Here is a 21,210-nt window from a genome sequence, read left to right as displayed (position 1 = left end):
GACATAACTAACAGTAATGCAGTAATAAAGATATAGCCTAAGGCCTTTTTTACGTGCTTATTGCTCTTTCTTCTACCTAGTGTTTTTTGTGCCTCTAATAATAATTTGATATCCATAGTATTTCTTCCTTACTCTTTTAAAGATTTGCCATCGCTCAGTTTTAAATCCGGGTATGGTTTTCACAGATAAATCCTCTAGTTAAATTGAAAAGCCTTCGAAAAGGCTTCGGTTTGTTTTAAAAATCCTGCTAAACCTCTTAAATAATTCAACAGTGCTTTTAAACTAAGTATTCCTTTGACACATAAAACTTGCTTCAATTGGCGAACAACTTTCATCAAGTAGATTCGTTTATCTAACACCTCACCAACCTTTATGTGCCGCAGGAATTCTGTCAACAATGCTGCTATCCTTGCAGCACTCAATCCCTCGAGTTTTTATCCAAACTTTTCCTTTTAAATAGCTTCCTTGCTACAGTACGAGTTATCTTACCTATTGCAATTAATACAAAAGAAAATCGAAATCCTCAATAACTCTGTCCATATAAAATAAACGCTATTCAGCCGTTAATATTCCTAATAACCTCACCTTTTTACAGGCAAAACTATCCCCTTGTCGCCGCATAAAATTGGCAACACAGTTAGTTAAATCGATCGAATATCTTGTTCGAGAAAATTTCTAGGTGGGCAAATAAAAAGCCCCAACTATTTTACTAGTCAGGGCTTGAATTTTTATCCTGACTCGAAAGATATTTATTTTTACCTTCCGAGCAGTGTGCATATGGAAGGCAGTTAACTGTAATTAAAAACGTGAACTAAACTTTTAATTGCTAGCATTAAACATGCTCCTCAAAAAAAACAATTGATTACAAAATGTATGATCGCAATCATACGATAAAAACAACTTTTGTCAAATAAATTTTAAACGTAAATCTAATTTTCCAAAATATACCACTTCTATTCAGGTTGAACGAAAAGATGCAAGGGAATGTAGTGGGAGATTACCGCGACTGAAGTCGCTCCAACAGGAAGTAGGGAGATTCTGCGGGAGGGGCAGGATAAGGTTTGATGCCTCGCGGCATTAATGCTTTATTGGTTTCAGAATATAATACTCTCGAATAGCGTCAACTATATCTGCTGAGCCCTTTTCCATTAATATCGAATAGTGTCCTCCTTCAATACAATGATTAATCACTTTGCAGGCGGTCAAAGATTGAAGTCGTTCAGCGTATTCCCTGTGATTTACCCAGGCAGAAGATTCGGGTGTGTGAATATTTAAAATGCTACTTTCTATTTTATGACTGGGGCAATGCTCTTTCATTAAACGCACATGAACTTCAAATAACATCTTCATTTTGTCGAGTGTTTGTCCATCAACATCCTTAAGAAATAGCTGTGCTTCTCTTGTGCCTAATAATGACTTCATGGTAGCAATTTGTTGCGTGCTTTTAATCCGCTGTTCGCCGCTTAATGAATCTATAAACATTCGACTATCAATTAGAATTAATTTTGCTTCTAGTCCCTTTGCGTTTAATCTATGCACCAATTCGTGAGCAACCATGCCACCAAATGAATGGCCGACTAAAAAATAGGGACCTGTTGGTTGCTCTAATAAAAGCGCATCAAGAAAATAGTCGACTAACTCAGTCATTGTGTTATGAGGTCGATTATCATCTAGCAACCCCTGATAATGAAATGCCTTAACATTAAAATATCTGCTAGCTTGCTTGGCTAAGTGGCCAAAAATCAATCCCAACCCACCTGCTCCTGGAACGCAATAAAGTGTTGGGAAAAAGTCATTTATGTGAGAGAATTTTTGAAACTTATTCGACTGATTTATTGAAAGACTTCTCATTGAATCGCTGGCACTAGAATCAACAATTTTAGCAAGCTCTCGAATATAAGGATGGTTAATTAGATCCAATATTTGCAACTCCACCCCGCAATTCTCTCTGGTTTCTCTGAGTAGTTTAAACATTAATAACGAATGGCCGCCCAAATAGAAAAAATTATCGGTCACGCCGACTTTTTCCACCTTCAACACTTGTTGCCAAACTTTACATAATGCTCGTTCAGTCGCTGTAGTCGGCGCAATGTATTTTACTTGTCGCTTTCCGTCGAGCTTCGGCAGCGCCTTTTTGTCTATTTTTCCATTAGGAGTTAGCGGCCATTCATCAATAACGGCAAACATTGAAGGGACCATATAGTCAGGTAGGCTCTGCTGCAGGTTTTGTCTCAACTGTTCGGTAAACTCACTTTCAACAACTTGCTCGTTGTTCTCTAGAACCACGTAAGCGATTAAGCATTTGTCCCCTGCTCCATTTTCTGATACTACAATCAGAGAGGAATTGACTTTTTCACATCGTGATAGCTGATAGTCGATCTCTCCCAACTCAATCCGAAAACCACGAATTTTTACCTGGTTATCAACCCTTCCGATAAAATCCAGACTACCATCCGGGAGATAACGCACCAGATCTCCAGTTCGATACAAGCGCTCCCCAGAGTCAGTACTAAATGGGTTTTTGACGAATTTTTCAGCAGTTAATTCAGTTTGATTGAGGTATCCTCTGGCTAACCCCGGACCGCCTATATATAGTTCACCAGGCACTCCATATGGCGTCAATCTTTCTTCTTTATCTAATACATAACAACAGGTAGCATTTATCGCATGGCCAATTGGTATCGTTGACGAAGAAAGCGCCGTTTTATCACGGGATACTTTGTGAGTAGTTGTAAATGTTGTATTTTCTGTTGGCCCATAGCCATTGACAAATACTACCTTCTGGTTTTCCTTATAGAGCTTTTCAACTGAAGAAGGCAAGACAATATCTCCACCCGCAAGAACCGTTCTTAATGACGAAATAAATATTCCGCGCGTATCAACCCATAAATCAAACAAAGCCGAGGTCAACCATAAAGTATTAACGGAATTATCTTCAATGGTCACGTTTAATCGTTCAAGATCAAGTTTCCCGGACGGCATTATTACCAATCGCCCGGCAGAACTTAAAGCCGACCAAATCTCAAAAGTAGCAGCATCAAAAGAGATTGAAGCAGCCTGTAAAACAACCAACGGCTCGTCATTTTCAATGTAATTCAGATCAGCAACTAATCGAACGATGCTACTATGTTCAATCATCACTCCTTTTGGTTGACCAGTGGAACCTGAGGTGTAGATAACATATGCCAACTGCGACGAAGTGTATCCTGACACAGAGCTGTTAATATTTTCTGTTGAATAATTTTGTAACAAGCGCGAAAACATTCTTTCATCAACAGCGAAAACACTCGCCTGTTCAAATTTCAAAGCCGTCATTAATTCGCGTTGCGCCAAAACGTATTTGATACCTGAATCACTTAAGATCGATTTTATTCGTAACTCAGGATAACTCGGATCCAAAGGCACATAAGCTCCTCCAGCTTTTAAAATAGCAAGAATGCTAATAATTAATTCCAGGCTGCGTTCCGCATAGATACCTACCAGAGACTCGCGTTCGACTCCTTGTTCTCTCAGGTAATGTGCCAATTGATTCGCCTGTTCATTTAGTTCTCGGTAGGTTAACTGCTTCTCTTCAAATATCACCGCAATCTTATCTGGCAATAATTCTGCGTATTCTTCAAACAACTCATGAATACATTTGTCTTTAGGATAATTGGCCTGAACATCGTTCATCACATGTGTAAGATGATGGATTTCTCGTACCGATAACATTGATAAGTCACACAAATTCGACTCTGGCCTTTCAGCTATGCCGATTAACAAACGATTTAAATGTTTACTTAATATCTCAATCTGCGCCTGAGTAAACAATGAAGTGTCATAAACCCAGAAAAAGTCGATCCCTTCTTCGGACTCTTGAGCGCTGATCTCTAAATCAAATTTAGCAACAATTTCTTTTCCGTCCAGAGGTTTAAAACGGACTCCGGGAATAGCTAGTTCACTATGTTCATTGGTATCCATAGTAAAAAGTATTTGAAATAATGGCGAATGTTGTGTGCTTCTAGGTACATTGCAATGCTCCACCAGTTGTTCAAATGGAATATCCTGATGTGACTGCGCATCGAGATTAATCGTTCGGATATGTGCTAAGTAATCGGTGAGGCTTTCATACTTGGTATCAACTCGAAGCACCAGCATGTTCACGAAAAAACCAATCAGCGGTTCGAGCTCTGCCTGCAATCGATTGGCTACCGGTGTGCCCATCACAATATCCTGGCTATTACTATGCCGAGATAAGACTAATGCCAACGCCGCTTGAAACAACATAAAAGGTGTCAGCTGATGCAACTTGGCAATTTGCTGCAGTCGCTCCGACACATCTGCGCTAAGTTGACTCGTCACCAACGCCCCTTGGTGCAATTTCATTTCTGGTCGTCGATTTTTCAATGGCAAGCTATGAACGGCTGGCACTCCGCATAATTGTTTTTTCCAATACTTCAATTGTGCATCAAGTACTTCATCACTCAACCATTGCCTTTGCCAAAGAGCGTAATCGGCATACTGGATCTCAAGCGATGGTAGTGGATCTGATTTACCTTCAATAATTGATTGATACTGAGTGATAAACTCCTTCAATAAAATTCCTGTTGACCAACCATCAGAGGCAATGTGATGCATGTTAATCAGCAAAATGCCCTGACCAAACTCATTAGAGTCAGACAAAAGAAGATAAGTTACTCGGACCATTAAGTCCCGGCTTAAATCAAAGGGTTTGAGACTATCGTCGAGAACTAAAGATTCAACTTTACATGTTTGTGCTGTTTCATCCAGTTGGGTTAAATCATGATGAACCAACTTGAACTGGAAATTAGACTGGATGACTTGCCGAATTTCGTCGTCTTCGGTTTTAAACACGGTCCGCAGTGATTCATGACGAGCAATAATTCGAGTAATCGCTCGTTCGGCAACCGCTGGGTCAAAATCACCTTCAACCTGCAAAGCAAAAGGCATATTGTATTCGGCACTACCACCTTGCTGTTGATCGATAAACCATAAACGTTGCTGCGCAAATGAGGCGATGACAGGCTTACCCGGTTGGCGCTTTTTCGATGTCACCGGCGTTCTTAATAGAGTATTAAATCCAGCATCAATTCGCTTAGCTAAACTACGAATGGTTGAAGATTCAAAAATGATTTTTACTGCCAGTTCTTGTTGCAACTTGGCGCGAATATCCGCCACTAGTCTAACCGCTAACAATGAATGACCACCTAATTCAAAAAAATTGGCGTTAATACTCACGTTGTCTTTTTTCAGTTTAAGCAATTTGGACCAGATAGCCACCAGGGCTTTTTCCGTCTCGCTTTCAGGGGCTTCATACCCGCCAGACAGGTGACTGAAGTCCGGCACTGGCAGTGCTTTTTTATCTACTTTCCCGAGCAGGGTCAACGGCCAATCATCGATCACCACAAACGCGCTCGGCACCATATAGTCGGGTAACGACTCGGAAAGTCTCGCTTTAATCTCAACGACTAACTCGGCTTTTTGCTCTTCGAGCATTGCCTCAGCATGCGTCTCACAATTGGCCACTGGCTTCACATAAACAACTAGCTGATTATCTGGCCCTGAAGCCTTAGCTTCCACTAGCACAGAGTCCACTCCTTCAAGTTGACTCACTTGATGTTCAATTTCACCCGGTTCGATTCTAAAACCTCTGACCTTTATTTGATCATCAATACGTCCAATAAATTCAATATTACCATCGGGCAAATACTTCGCTAAATCTCCTGTTTTATAGAACCTATCGTCTTTTAATCCAGAGATTGTTACAAACTTTTGTGTATTTAACTTGTGATTATTAAGATATCCGACAGCAACCAGGTCACCTGCTATATATAACTCTCCTTTCATTCCTTGTGGACAAATATGGCCAAACCTATCGACGATATAACATTTTAATCCATCAAGTGGTTTTCCGATTGGAATATTCGATCCTTCTAAATTAAATTCATCTAAGTTATATACAGTACTGACTACCGTTACTTCAGTGGGGCCGTATGTATTCAATAATTTAATACGATTAGAAAAAATGCTATGCCACTTTTTTACCATTTCTGCCGATAGTTTTTCTCCGCCAACGATTATCAAGCGCAAAACATCAAAATATTCGGACTCTATCGCGACTATATTCTCGCACAAAAGATGAAAGTATGCGGTGGGTAGACTGATTACGCTTGTTTCGTTAGCCTTAATAAATTTCGACAATTCTATAATATCGGTATTAACCGAAGCACCTCGAATTTGCAAGGTCGCACCATTACAAATCGAGCAGAATAACTCTTCAACGAAAATATCAAATGATATTGAGGAGAACTGTAAAACATTATCGACTGGAGTAATATTGTAGTGTTTGTTAATAGCACTAAGATAAGCACGTAGGTTTTTTTGTGACACTACTACGCCTTTCGGTTCACCACTCGAACCCGACGTGAATGCGATATAAGCGATATTACTATCGGGTATTTCTAAGTTTAAATTATTATCTCGTTCTTCATCGATTTTGACTAAAGTATCATTGGAAGCAATGTTAACAACTTTAACATCTCTATCAAATTCAAAGCCCACCTTTTCATCAGTTAATAACAGGTGCGCATTGACTTTTGCAACTATGTGTTCAACTCTCTTTTGTGGTTGTTTTTTATCGATAGCAACGTAGCATCCTCCAGACTTCAAAACCGCGAAAATACCAATGGCTAATAAGTCTGAACTATCCATATACACAGCTACAGGATCATTAGGTTGAATTCCGAGTCGCTTTAAGTAATGGGCAAGTTTATTTGCCTTACTATTGAATGTACCAAAAGTCGTAGTTACTCCATCAAAACTTAACGCAATATTGTTTGGGAATTTTAAAGCATGATATTCGAGTAACTCATGTGCTAATTCTTCAGCCTCACTAACAATTCTGTTAAGAGTTGTGCTATTGTCAGTTTGAGCTTCATGCTTTTTCAGATAAAATGACGACAACTTATCACGAGGCTTTTCAACAATTTGACACATCAAGTTATTATAGCAATCTGACATTAACTCTATTGATGAGTGATCAAATAAATCACTATTATAACTCCAGGACATAGAGTGCCCTCTTTCGGTAACTTGGCACTGAACTGACAAGTCAAACTTAGATCTTGTTACCTTTACGCCAGGCATACCTGTATACTGAGTCGAGTTATAATCAAAATTATTCGCTTCTTGTTCTATATGTGTACTAAACATGATTTGAAAAACAGGTGAGTAACTAGTAGATCTCTTAATTTTTAGCTTTTCGACTATTTGCTCCAATGGCATTTGCTGGTGGGCGTAGGCCCCGATGCATATTTCCTTAGCCTGCATTAACAGATCTTCAAATGAATTGACGGATGACAGGTCAAAACGTAAAACGAGCGTATTCACAAAAAAACCGATCACTTCAGACATTTCTAGTTGTTCTCTATTTGCAATCGGCGTAGAAAAAACGATATCATCCTCGCCACTAAAACGACTCAAAAGATAGGCAAAAGTAGCACTCAGCCCCATAAACAAAGATGCATTCGAGTTAACACAAATCGTTTTGAACCTAGAAATATCATCTTCGTTCATCATGGTAGAGTATTCACTGCCATTATAGGTTTGTATAGTTGGCCTGGGCCTATCGAGCGCTAAGCTATGAACGTCAGGGATATTTTGGAGTTTATTCTCCCAGTATTGTAAATGTTTCGATAAAACCTCTCCCCTGAAAAAATTTCTTTCCCAATGGGCATAGTCTGCAAATTGGTAATTTAACTCAGGTAAAGGTCTCCCCTTATTTGACGTGTAATAGATATAAAAATGAAGAAACTCTTTTTTGAAAATGTCCTGCGACCACCCATCAGAAGCGATGTGATGTATATTAACTATCAAGTAGCTTTCATTCTCTTTGACATAACATAAATCGACTTTCAATATTTTCCCTTTACTTAAATTAAAAACATGCCCTGCACTAGCGTCTACGACACTCTGGACTTTTTTATGTGCAAGCTGCTGGGGAAAAGTCTTGAAATCATGGAGTTCAATTGAAGCAGCGACAGGTTCATTGATGACCTGATAGACGATCCCCTCAGACTCTATATAGTTAGTCCTCAAACTATGATGTCGTTCAATTAAATCACTTAGTGATTTATTAATTGCATTGATATCTACGATTTCTCGGATGGGTAAGCAGCTTACCATATTGTAGTTACTGCTCCCTTCTAGCATGGTATCGATAAACCACAAACGCTGCTGGGAAAAACTGGAAGGGGCTAGCTGTTTGTTTGAAATAATACCTAACTCTTTATAACAAGATAAAATAGCGCCCTTTTCTTTTTTTAATTCTGCCTTTATTTCATCTGTAATAGATTCTTGTTTACTTTTAATTAGCAGCTTCTCATTTTTTAACTCTACGTAAATGGATAGCTCTTTGTACCTAACTAAGTTTTTTATTATTTTCATAATTCGAACTCGTCCCACTTTTCCTTGCTCGTTGTTTCTTTGGATACTTCGTGTAACCGTGCCTGTAGTTTTCTGGCGACAACATCACTCTGTTCTTCTATTGTTTCACAACCGATAAAATCCAGGGATAAAAAACTAGTTTTAAACTCACTATTAATACCTTTTACGATGTGAATCAACGATAGCGAATCCCCTCCCAATCTAAAGTAATTATCGTCAATGGAAATTTGACGGTTAACATTAAGATGACTCCCCCATATCGCCAACATCCTCTTTTCAATATCATTAGTTGGTTCTAAGTATTTTTTATTAAATAATGCAGTTGGTTCAGGAAGACTGTTTCTATCTATTTTTCCGTTTGCAGTTAATGGCAACTCATCTATCAATATGATGCTGCCAGGTATCATATACTCAGGCAACTGCGTTTTTAAAAAATCAAAAAGGTCACCAATGACATTCGCTTTATCGTAGTACTCATGTTTGGTGATGTAAGCAACAATTTTCGGGAGAGAAGTATCAATCCCATGCGCTGTAACATAGACATTTTCAATAGCACGGTGAGACATGATAATATTTTTTATTTCATTTAACTCTATCCGGTAACCACGAATGTTAAGTTGATCATCCTCCCTCCCTATATATTCAATATTTCCATCGTCCAGGTACCGAGCGATATCACCGGTTTCATACAATCTTATTAAACCTATTGTTTTAACGTGATGAGTAATAAACTTTTGTTGGGTTAACTTTTCGTTATTCATGTAACCCAGTGCTAAGCTATCCCCACTTATATATAACTTGCCCATTTCATTTTGCTTACACAAAGTCATGTCATCATTCAGGATTAGTAATTTATTATTAGCGATTACACGCCCAATGGGGACTGAAGGATGCTCTTTTAAATTGGCGCAGTCGAAAGCGCTGACTTCAACAGTGGCTTCTGTAGGTCCGTACATATTTAGCAAACGCGCATAAGGTATTTTTTGGTAGAAAGTTTCAACATGATTAATTTGTAATGCTTCACCACTGCAAATGACACACTTAATGTTTTTTGAAAAATGAGTACCAGGATGCCGCAGAAAAACATCTAGCATAGAAGGCACAAAGTGAACTAAATTAATCCTGTATTCCTCCATCAGTTCACTAATATAAACCGGGTCTTTGTGACCTTCTGGTTCAGCAATGACTAAAGTTCCCCCAAAGCACAATGTCCATATTATTTCTCTTACCGATACATCAAAGTTAAATGGGGTTTTAAACAGAACTCTTTCACCGCTAGCCAATGGATATATATCTTGCATCGCCAGTACATAACCTACCAGTGAATGATGGCTGATCTTGACTCCTTTAGGTCTTCCCGTTGTGCCGGATGTGTACATTACATAGGCAAGTCGGTCAGCAGCATCAACGCTATCAGGTTCAAAAGCCAAAAATATTTGTTGATTATGCGTTTTTCCCTGGTGTTCCTCGAGACAAACAATTTCGTAATTATTACGATAACAATTCGCATATTTATTACTGGTTAGAAGAGTCCTGACATTGCTATTTTCTAACATATAAGTAACCCGTGCATGGGGTAACGAAGGGTCAATGGGTAGATAAGCATGCCCAGACATAATAACCGCCCATACGGACTCAACCATATCGACTGATCTGTCGAGTAAAATACCTATGACTTCGCTGCTATTCTTAGCCTGAATTAAACTAGCTAAATAGTTTGCTCTTCTATTTAACTCGTCGTAACTATACTGCTTCTCTTTATCAATCAAGGCAACATTTTCTGAATTTTTACCTGCTTCCTGTTTGAACAATTCGTAGACTAGTTTATCCATAACATCCTCAAGAAAATGTTAACGAGAAGAAAATATTAACGAGTGGACACTTAAAAGCTTAGAATCACTTTACTGACTAACCTGAACTCAAGATCAGTAATCACTTTCAGGCTTATATTTCAAATTCGACATCTGTATCTTCATCCATATGCTTTATTGCTTTTTCATCGGGAAGATCACCCTGGCTAAGTTTCACTTCAATAAAATCAGATAATTTTTTAATATCGGGATAAATGAATAGATCTTTGACTTGAATCGAAACGTCTAGCTCTTCCTTAATTTTCGCCAAGATTCTTACGGCAAGTAACGAGTGTCCACCTATTTCAAAGAAGTTGCTGGTTATACTAATTGAGTGTGTCTCTAAATCTAGTAGCTCGCCCCAAATACTCACTAGAACTCGTTCGGTTTCGGTACTCGGTTCGACATATTCTGTTTGAAACGAACGCCCCTCAGGCAAAGGCAACGCACTTTTATCAATCTCACCATCGACTGTTAACGGCCACTGTTCCAGGAACATCAACACAGACGGAAGCAAAACGTCCGGTGACTGTTGCTTTAAATACTGCCTGAGAGCTTCCTCATTAACCAGTGCTTCATCATTTGCTATCGACTCTCGTATCACGTAAGTCACCAGTAACGGGACAGGCTGCACTTGCTCTGGTAATAAGGTGACAACTTCCTTAACCATTGGATGCTCTAACAGTCGTGCCTCTATCTCGACTGTCTTAATTCGAAAATTCCGCTGCCTCGGCTGCTCTTTTACCCGACCAACAAACGCCAGCTCGCCATCCGACATGTAACGCACTTTATTCCCAGTGCGATATAACCGCTCTCCAGGAATTTCGCTAAAAGGGTTTGGCACAAATCGTGTGGCAGTCAAAGGCGCTTTATTCAAATAATCTTTTGGTAAGCTACTTCCACCCAGATATAACTCGCCAATTGTTCCAACTGGAACAAGCCTGTTATCAGCCATAACATAACGCGTCATATTTGATAAGCGCTGGTTAATCGGAGCGTATGTCTCTATCGAGGTTTTTGCGGTTAATTCAACAGGCTCCTTTTCTTGCTTAAAGACTAATGATGCGCCTTTGACTAACGTATTCCATATTTCATAGCAGGATAAACCCGTCGATGAATCTGACATTTGAACTATCGGTTTTTCATTTTCAGGGTTGGTTGAAACGCTATTTCCAACTCCCTCGCCGGGGCTAACTAAACTCACAATACTTTCATGATTGACCGATAAACCCGCCGGTATACTGACATCATTCGGCGCATAGATGACTGATGCCAGGTCTAACGGGCTTGACGAGATAACAGGATTGTCCCTCATCGAGTCTCCCGCTTTTCGAACCCAGTCACCGTCTAAATCGAGCCAGTTGAGTCTTCGTGTTGCTTCACCGCTTGTAGCATCAATATACATTTCGGTTAAGCACTGAGCGCGATTCAAACCAGACTGAAATAGGATTAACTCAATATCACTATCCTCAATCAGATACTTCAATCTCAGAGATGGAAACTCCGGTTCAAGAAGAACATAACACCCTCCGGCTTTTAAAATACCCAAAAATCCAACCAGCATTTCTAACGAATGTTCAGCATAAATTCCCACTCGAACCCCTGGCTTGATCCCTTGCTCAATCAAATGATGGGCTAGTTGGTTGGCACGGTGATTTAATTCGCCATAGCTTGTTCGTTGGGTTCCACATGCAACCGCGATTGCATCGGGTGTTCGCGCTACCTGCAACTCAAATAATTCCTGAACGCATTTATCTTTTGGATAGTTAGCCTCGGTATCATTCATCTCATAAGTGAGATGATGGATTTCTTGTCTGGATAATATCGATAAATCAGATAATTTCGATTCCGGATTTTCTGCTAAATCATTTAACAAACGAGTTAAATGCTTACCTAACATTTCAATATGCACTTGAGTAAAAAGCGAGGTGTCATACCCCCAGAAAAAGTTGATCCCCTCTTTGGACTCCTGGGCACTGATCTCTAAATCAAATTTGGTAACCACTTCATTGCTATCTAAGGGTTTAAAATGCACACCGGGAATGGTTAGCTCATTCTGCCCATTGGTATTCATGGTAAACAGTATTTGAAATAACGGCGTATGCTGTGTGCTCCGGGGAACATTACAATGATCGACAAGTTGCTCAAACGGAATATCCTGGTGCGATTGTGCCTCGAGATTAATAGTTCGAATATGTGCTAAATAATCGGCTATTGTGTCATGGTTGGTATTCGCTCGAAGCACTAGCGTATTAGCGAAAAAACCTATCAGCGGTTCAAGCTCTGCCTGCAACCGGTTGGCGACCGGAGTACCAATAACAATATCCTTGTTATTACTATGCCGAGATAAAACTAACGCTAATGCACCATGCAATAACATAAAAGTCGTCAGCCGGTGTGTCTTGGCAATTTGTTGCAATCGGTGAGTTAAGTCCGCGTCTAGCCGACATGTTACAACTCCCCCTTGATGGGCTTTCATTTCAGGTCGGTGGTAATCCAATGGCAGGCTATGAACCGCTGGTACATTCTCCAGCTGTTTTCTCCAGTAGTTCAATTGCCTGTCCAGTACTTCACCAACTAACCAGTGATTTTGCCAATGGGCATAATCAGCATATTGAATTTCAAGCGGCGGTAACGGGTCACTCGTTCCCTCAATAATAGCTTGATATTGAAACGCAAACTCCAGTAATAAAACTGCAATTGACCATCCATCAGAAGCAATGTGATGCATGTTAAATAGCAAAATACCTTGATTGCTGGATCCTGATGTTGAGAGATGAAGATAAGTGCTTCTGACCATTAAGTCCTGACTGAGATCAAACACTTTCATACTATCTTCTCTCATCAACGATTTGATTTTAGCCTGTTGTGTCTTTTCATCCAGAGCAGTTAAATCATGACGAATTAACTGGAATTTAAACTCGGGTTGAATAACTTGCAAAAGGTTTTCACCATCGGCTCTAAATACCGTTCTGAGCGTTTCGTGGCGCTGTACGATTTGAGTAATCGCTTGCTCTGCAGCATTTAGATTAAAGTCGCCTTCAACCTGCAAAGCAACAGGCATATTATATTCTGCACTCCCTTCTTGCAGTTGATCAATAAACCATAATCTTTGTTGCGCAAATGAGGCAATAACCGGCTCATCTGGTTGACGTTCAACAGGTGTCACAACACTCCTTAAGGTTGCATTAAAACCTGCATCAATTAACTTTGCTAAAGCACGAATAGTTGATGATTCGAAAATAACTTTGATAGCCAGCTCTTGATGCAGTCTGATGCGAATATCTGACACCAAACGAACAGCCAGCAATGAGTGACCACCTAGCTCAAAGAAGTTGGCCGTGACGCTGATAGCATCGGCAGGCAGCTTCAGCAGCTCAGCCCATATGGAGACAAGAATACTTTCGCTCTCACTTTCCGGCGCGATATATTCGTCCTGTAATAATACGGCTTCGGGTGCAGGCAGTGCCTTTTTATCAATTTTACCATTAGGTGTCAGCGGGAATTCATCCAATATGACAAAAGCACTGGGTAACATATAACTTGGCAATCTGTTTTGTAGATTGTCTCGAAGCTCTACAACAAGTTTTGTTTCATCTTCTGATTTAACCTGAGCCAGGTAAGCTATTATACTTTTTTGTCCAACCTCATCTTCACGCACAACCACCACACAAGAAGCCACACTTTCACAGGCGGACAACTGATTTTCAATTTCGCCAAGTTCAATCCGAAAACCACGGATTTTTACCTGCTCATCAATTCGCCCTATAAATGCTAAATTACCATCAGGTAAATAACGCACTAAATCACCAGTCTTGTATAGACGATCATCCGCTTTGTCACTAAAAGGATTAGGAACAAATTTTTCTGCCGTTAATTCAGGTTGGTTAAGATAACCTCTGGCCAGGCCTGCACCTCCAATATACAGTTCCCCAATACTCCCAAACGGCAATAATTGTTGCTTATCGTTTAAAATATAATGGCTATAGTTTTTTAGGGGCCCTCCTAAAGAAAGAGTATCCTGAGACAAGTCATCAACGGTAATTGCTTTGACTAAAGACCAAACCGATGCCTCTGTGGGACCGTAACAGTTCCATAGTTGATGGCTTCTAGCTAACAGTTGCTTAGCCAAACAAATTGGTAATGTTTCTCCACCAGATAAAACAACAAGATCGGTTTTACCAGACCAATTAGCATTTATTAGCAATTCCCAGGTCGCGGGAGTTGCTTGCATACCCTTGATATCATGTTCTTCGAGTAATTGAATTAAACGAATCGGATCAAGACTATCTGCTTTGGATGCCAGGACCACTTGTCCACCTTGAGAAATTGGACCCAATATTTCTAATGATGCAATATCAAACGAAATGGTTGTGACCGCAAGCAGCTTAGAAGGATAGCAAAATATCGAAGGAAACTTATCATTCATTGACATCAAAAAATTAACCAGCGCACTATGCTCAACCATTACTCCTTTCGGATTTCCAGTTGAACCAGAAGTGTAAATCACATAAGCCAAAGGTTTTTTTACTAGTTTTCTGATCTTTGCAGGGTTAGTTTTAGGGTAGTCAAGCAAAGACATTGTAAAACTCTTTAAATCTAGTTCCACTACCTGCACATCATTACTCAAACTAAATTTTTCAGTTAAATCTGACTGAGTCAGTAAATGCTTTATGTTGCTATCCTTTATCATATATTCCAGTCGCGCTTTCGGATAACCTGGATCGAGCGGAACATAAGAACCACCAGCTTTAAGAATCGCAAGAATACCTATCACCATTTCCAAACTACGTTCAACACAAATACCCACCAAATCTTCAGCTTCAAGCCCTCGCTCCTGAAGATAATGTGCTAATTGATTGGACGACTCATTAAGCGCCTGATAGGTTAGATGTTTATCCTCAAACCAAATGGCAATATTATCGGGCGTTTTATTAACTTGTGCTTCAAACAATTCATGAATACATTTATCTTCTGGATGATCGGCCCATGTATCATTCATTTGTTGTGTCAAATGATGGATTTCACGTGTTGAAAGCATCGATAATTCAAACAGTTTCGATTCTGGCTTTTCTGCAATGCAGGTTAATAGGCGATTCAAATGCTCATGCAATTTTTCAATATGCGCCTGAGTAAAAAGCGAAACGTCGTAAATCCATTCAAAACTCAACCCCGCTTCTGACTCTCGAGCGCCAATTTCTAAGTCAAACTTAGCAACAACATCAGTGCTTTTTAAATTTTCGAAACTCAGCCCGGGAATATCTAACTCACCCTGTTCGCTTGCGTCCATGGTAAACAGTATTTGAAATAATGGTGAGTGCTGTGTACTTCGCTGAACCTTCAAATGCTCGACCAACTGCTCAAACGGAATATCCTGATGTGACTGCGCATCGAGATTAACTTTCCGAATATGTGTTAAATAATCAGTTAATGTGTCGTACCGAGTATCAACTCTAAGCACCAGAGTATTCACAAAAAAACCAATCAATAATTCTAGTTCCGCCTGTTGTCTATTCGCGACAGGTGTACCGATAACGATATCATGATGATTACTGTGTCTCGATAAAACGATAGCTAACGCAGCGTGAATTAACATGAAAATAGTCACTTCATTCTCTCTCGCTACATGTCGCAATCGATTAGTTACTTCGCTTGAAAGCCGTCCTCCAACCATTTTGCCGATATGCTGTTTTGTATCCGGACGTGAAAAATCCAGAGGAAGGTTATGAACCACAGGCACATCATCTAACTGTTGCTTCCAATAAGCCAGCTGACTCTCCAAAACTTCGCCTTGCAACCAATCTCTTTGCCACTGTGAATAGTCAACATATTGGATTGCAAGGGGCGGTATCGGATCGGTTTTTCCTTGTTGTATAGCCTGATACTGAATAACAAATTCGTTCACTAAAACACCAATCGACCAACCATCTGATGCGATATGGTGTATATTAAACAGTAATACACCCTCTCCTTTTTCTCCTTTACCTTGTAGATGAATATAAGATACTCTCACCATTAAATCTTTGCATAGATCGAATATTTTACTTGTATCCTTTGCGATTAACTTTTGCAGTTCTTGTTCCTGTATTTCTTTTTCTAAGCCACTTAAATCATAACGAGCCAATTGAAATTGAAATTCATTAAGAATAACCTGTACAGGCCCAGAAGCCCGTTCCTTAAAAACAGTGCGCAAAGATTCATGTCGGAGAATAATGCGTTTAACGGATTGTTCAGCTGCATCAATATCAAATGAACCCTTTACCAACAATGCTATTGGCGTATTATATTGAGAACTCCCCTCTTCCAATCGATCGATAAACCACAACCGTTGTTGAGCAAAAGACAGCGTAGATTCAAATATATCCTGATTTCTTTTTCGGGCAGTTATCGGTGGCAACACCTTATTTAACAGTGTTTTTTCCTCAGATTTCTCAATCCGCTCAGATAAACTTTTGATTGTGGCAAATTCAAACAAATCTTTAACTGATAATTCAATATTAAGTGTTTCTCTGATTTCATTAATCAAACGAACGACTAAAAGAGAATGTCCTCCAATCGAAAAGAAATTGGATTCCGTACTAACTTTGGGTTGATCGAGTACCTTTTGCCAAATCAATTGTAATTTCTGTTCCAACTCAGACTTCGCTGCCACATAATTTCCTGTGTCAATTGCAGTTAATTTTGGCAAAGCCGACTTGTCTATTTTCCCACTATTGGTCAAGGGAAAATGCTCTAAAAGTAAATAAGCACGAGGCAGCATAAATTCAGGAAGCCGTTGTTCTAATTGCCTCTTTAGTTGCGGAACTAACTGATGGGAAATAGTCCTTAACTGGGGAGCATTCGTCCGTTGCTTCTGCTGATAAGGCTGAAATGCCATAACGCCTGGTCTCCGCAGAACTTTATTATCAATAAATATGAGATCTAAATGCTCAAGCTTATCTTGTCCCCAAGTCGCTTTCATTTGATAACCGAATTGAGCCGCAAGCTGTTTTAAATTCGCCAGCTCATCCCAGTCAGCCACGCGTATCTCGCTCTTAGTTGCTGGCAAATCAAAATCTTTATTAGTACGTAAATCTTCGTCAGCTAATATATCCTTATGTATTCGCTGGTTTCGAAATCCGGTAACGCCAAAACAATCTTTCGGCTTTTGAGTAAACAAATCTTTTAACTGGTTTGTATTTTCCCAGTGATGCCATTGTTCTACCTGTGTATTTTTGCCAGTTTTTTTATGCAGCACAACATCGTAACGATAGCGCATCATTTCGTTCATGGCGACACCGTCTTTAACCATAATATCAACCTGATCGATACAAGGTTCTATTTCGGGTAGTGACGAGAAAAAGCTTGGACTAATCAATAATTCGGTTTCATTTTGAGAGGCGGTTTGAGAAGTTTGACGTATTGACTCGACACTAGCATTTTCTTCCGCTTGAAATATTGCCACTGAAGAAGAAAAGGCGCCGAGCAGGTCCATATTACGCAAGTCACCTAAGAAGATTTTCCCTCCATCAACTAAGCAAGTCAGGGTGTCATGAATAACTTTGGATAAATAATTAGCACCGGGAAAATACTGGATCACTGAATTTATTACAATGACGTCAAATTTGCCACCGATAAACTCGGATAATTCACGCGCATCTCCTTGTCTCAACTGAATGTGATTCCATCCTCGTTGAGTGACACCTTCTCTTACTTTACCCAAAGCGCTTGAAGAGATATCGGTTGCTACAACATACTCACACTCATCAGCATAACGATACAATAACATACCGGTGCCCACACCAATTTCAAGTACCCGCTTGGGTTTGAATTCTTTTATCGATTCTATTGTACCGTTAACCCACTCTTCCATCTCAGAATAGGGAATTTGTTCATCTCGATAGCTACAATTCCATCCAGTAATGTCTAGCGTTATCTCTCCACTTGTGGAACTAATACTTTCGATTTTTGTTTGAGAATAGGAATCATCAAATAATTGTGTCCAGTCATCGACACTTTCATTCTGAACGGTACCATCCTGAGCTTCAAGCAAATTACGCGTCGGAAGCAAATAGGCCGCCAAGCTTTTATCTCCCCCTGAAGATTCTTGAACAAGCACAACAGCTTGTTCAATATCCACATTTTGTTGCAACAGACTCTCAATCTCGCCCAGCTCAATTCTAAATCCCCGAATTTTAACCTGATCGTCAATTCGTCCTGCAAATTCAAGCTCACCATTGCTAAGATAACGAACTAAATCACCTGTGCGATACAACCTGGCAGATTGATCATTGTTGTATTGATTATCGATAAAGTATTTTTGGGTTAATTCAGGGTTATTTAAGTAACCTCTGGCCAGTCCTTTGCCTGAAATACAAAGTTCTCCATAAGCTCCGTGGGGTGCGATTTCCAAATTTTCATCCAATACAAAACATTTTACATTCTCGATGGGTGATCCAATAGATAATTGTTTATCGGTTGGTTTAATCTGACTTATTGTCGCAACAACCGTGTTTTCTGTAGGTCCATAAGCATTATAAAAATTCCTGCCTTCCGCCCATTTTTGAGCCAGTGCTAGTGAAACACTTTCTCCCCCGACAGCTAAAGTTTTCACGCTGCTGAAATCCTCAATCGTCAGCGTTTGTAACATTGCTGGCGAAATGAAACTATAAGTGATCTGGTGACGTTTAGCGTATTCTCCAAGTAACTTAGGTGATAACCGAACATGCTGTTGCACAATGTATAGTGTCGCCCCAGCACTTAAGGCCATACTCCAGTCCCAAACAGCTGCATCAAAACCAAATGAGGCTGATTGCAATACCCGACTTCTTTTATTAAGACCAAATAACCTTACCTGTGATACTGCAAGATTAACTAAACCTGAGTGCTCAAGCATCACTCCTTTCGGCATTCCAGCTGATCCAGAAGTATAAATAATATAAGCTAAGTTAGTCGGCTCTTGATCTGTCGTACGACTAAGATTAGTCAGAGGAAAAGTCTCTATTTTTTTCTGCAAATGAGCGGTGTCTAATTCAATCAGAGTGATGTCTTTCGATAGTTCTAATTCGGTCGTTAAACCTGTTTGCGATAATAAATATTTTACGCCAGAGTCTTTCAGCATATATTGCTTTCGCGCTGTTGGATAATTCGGTTCTATCGAAACGTATGCTCCGCCCGCTTTTAATATTGCCAAGATCCCCACAATCAGGTCCAATGAGCGGTTAATACAAATTCCAACTAATATTTCAGCACCAATCCCTTGCTCGCGTAAATAATGAGCCAGTCGATTGACTCGTTCATTAAGAGCTCGGTAAGTTAGTTTATTGTCGTTAAATACAACGGCGATATTTTCTGGATTCAGAGATACTTGCTGTTCAAATATTTCATGGATCAATTTGTCTTCTGGATATGCAACACTCGTCTCATTTAACTCATGAACCAAATGGTGAATTTCACTCGCCGACAACATTGATAAGTCTCGAATATTTGCATCAGGAGCATCAGCTATTTCTTCCAGTAAGCACATTAAATGTTCGTTTAAGCTTTCTACTCTTTCGGGGGAAAATAATAATTTGTCATAAACCCAGGAAATACCAATTCGTCCCTCGGAAACTGTCGCTGTAATATCCAAATCAAATCGAGATGTCGCCTCAAAACGATTAACCTGGGTGAATTGTAAGCTCGGCAAGCTTAAAGTATTTTCTTCGGTCGTATCCATACTGAAAACGATCTGAAAAAGTGGCGTATGCTGGTTACTGCGTGGAACTCCACAATGCTCTACCAAGTAATCAAAAGGTACGCTTTGATTGTCTTGAGCTTCCAGATTTACCTGTCTGACGTGTCTCAAATAATCAGAGAATCCTTTGTAATTTGTGCTAACCCGAAGTACTAATAAATTAACAAAAAAACCAATTAACGGATTCAATTCCGTCTGCATCCTGTTCGCTACTGCCGTCCCTATAACAACATCATGGCTTCGGCTATGACGAGATAAAACCAATGCTAATGCAGCATGAAGCAGCATAAATGGCGTAACTTCATTTTCCAACGCTAACTGATTTATTCGTTGACTGAGCTCAGTAGAAAGATCGCCCGAAACGACTCCCCCTAAATTTCCTCTTGTTTCTGGCCGCGAATAGTCAAGTGGTAAACCGTGAAGCACAGGAACATCGGCAAGTTGTTGCTTCCAATAGGCAAGTTGTTTTTCAAATGACTTTCCATTCATTCTTTCTTTTTGCCAAAGAGCGTAATCAGCATACTGAATGGTGAGTGGAATAGCGGGATCAGGCTTATTTTGCGAAAGAGCTCCATATTGTTCAATGAACTCGTTGACTAACACTCCCAAAGACCAACCGTCAGAAGCGATATGGTGGATATTAAACAAAAGAATACCTTGTTGATTTTCACCGCTCCCCTGTAGATGTATATAAGTCGTCCGAAGCATCAAATCCTGACTTAAATCGAAAACGCGATACATATCCTCATGGACCAAAAATTTCATTCGACTATTCTGTTTTTCTTTCTCCATATTTCTCAAGTCATGGCGAACAATACGAAAGTCAAATTCATCTCTTATCATTTGAAAAGGCTCACCGTTTCGCTCGATAAAAACTGTACGCAAACTTTCATGACGAACAATAATTCTTCTTAGCGCACGCTCTGCTATTTCGACATTAAATTTTCCCACAACGCTAAGAGCTCTGGGCATATTGTATTCAACGCTACCGCCTTCCATTTGATCGATAAACCACAAACGCTGCTGGGCAAATGATAAAGGCAATTCAATATTATCAAGTGCTCGCTGATGCCTGGAGAGTATTTTATTTGACTTTATTTTATCTTTCTTTTTCTTTTCTGCGAGGAGTTTTACCAGTTTCGCTCTACTAGAAAGCTTATCCGCCGCAACACTTTGTTCAGACTTGATAATTGTCATATC

3 protein-coding genes are annotated in these 21,210 nt (G+C 39.8%); all 3 read right to left on the bottom strand.

What is annotated here, in order from left to right; all coding sequences use genetic code 11:
* Positions 1-1,077: 1,077 nt before the first annotated feature.
* Complete coding sequence (locus FLL46_RS26200) at positions 1,078-8,445, bottom strand: non-ribosomal peptide synthetase (RefSeq protein ID WP_142935287.1); 7,368 nt, start codon at positions 8,443-8,445, stop codon at positions 1,078-1,080.
* Positions 8,442-10,277: a non-ribosomal peptide synthetase gene (locus FLL46_RS26195; protein ID WP_142935285.1), complete on the bottom strand. Its 1,836-nt coding sequence runs from the start codon at positions 10,275-10,277 to the stop codon at positions 8,442-8,444. Before FLL46_RS26195 ends, FLL46_RS26200 begins: the two co-directional genes overlap by 4 nt.
* Positions 10,278-10,389: 112 nt before the next feature.
* Entirely contained in the window at positions 10,390-21,207 is a 10,818-nt protein-coding gene (locus FLL46_RS26190) for a non-ribosomal peptide synthetase (protein WP_168204328.1), read from the bottom strand.
* Positions 21,208-21,210: the final 3 nt, after the last annotated feature.

It is taken from the genome of Aliikangiella coralliicola (genome assembly GCF_007004725.1).
GTDB classification, from domain to species: Bacteria; Pseudomonadota; Gammaproteobacteria; order Enterobacterales; family Kangiellaceae; genus Aliikangiella; species Aliikangiella coralliicola.
Note: the sequence above shows the minus strand (reverse complement) of the source record. Positions and strands in the feature narration are given on the sequence as shown.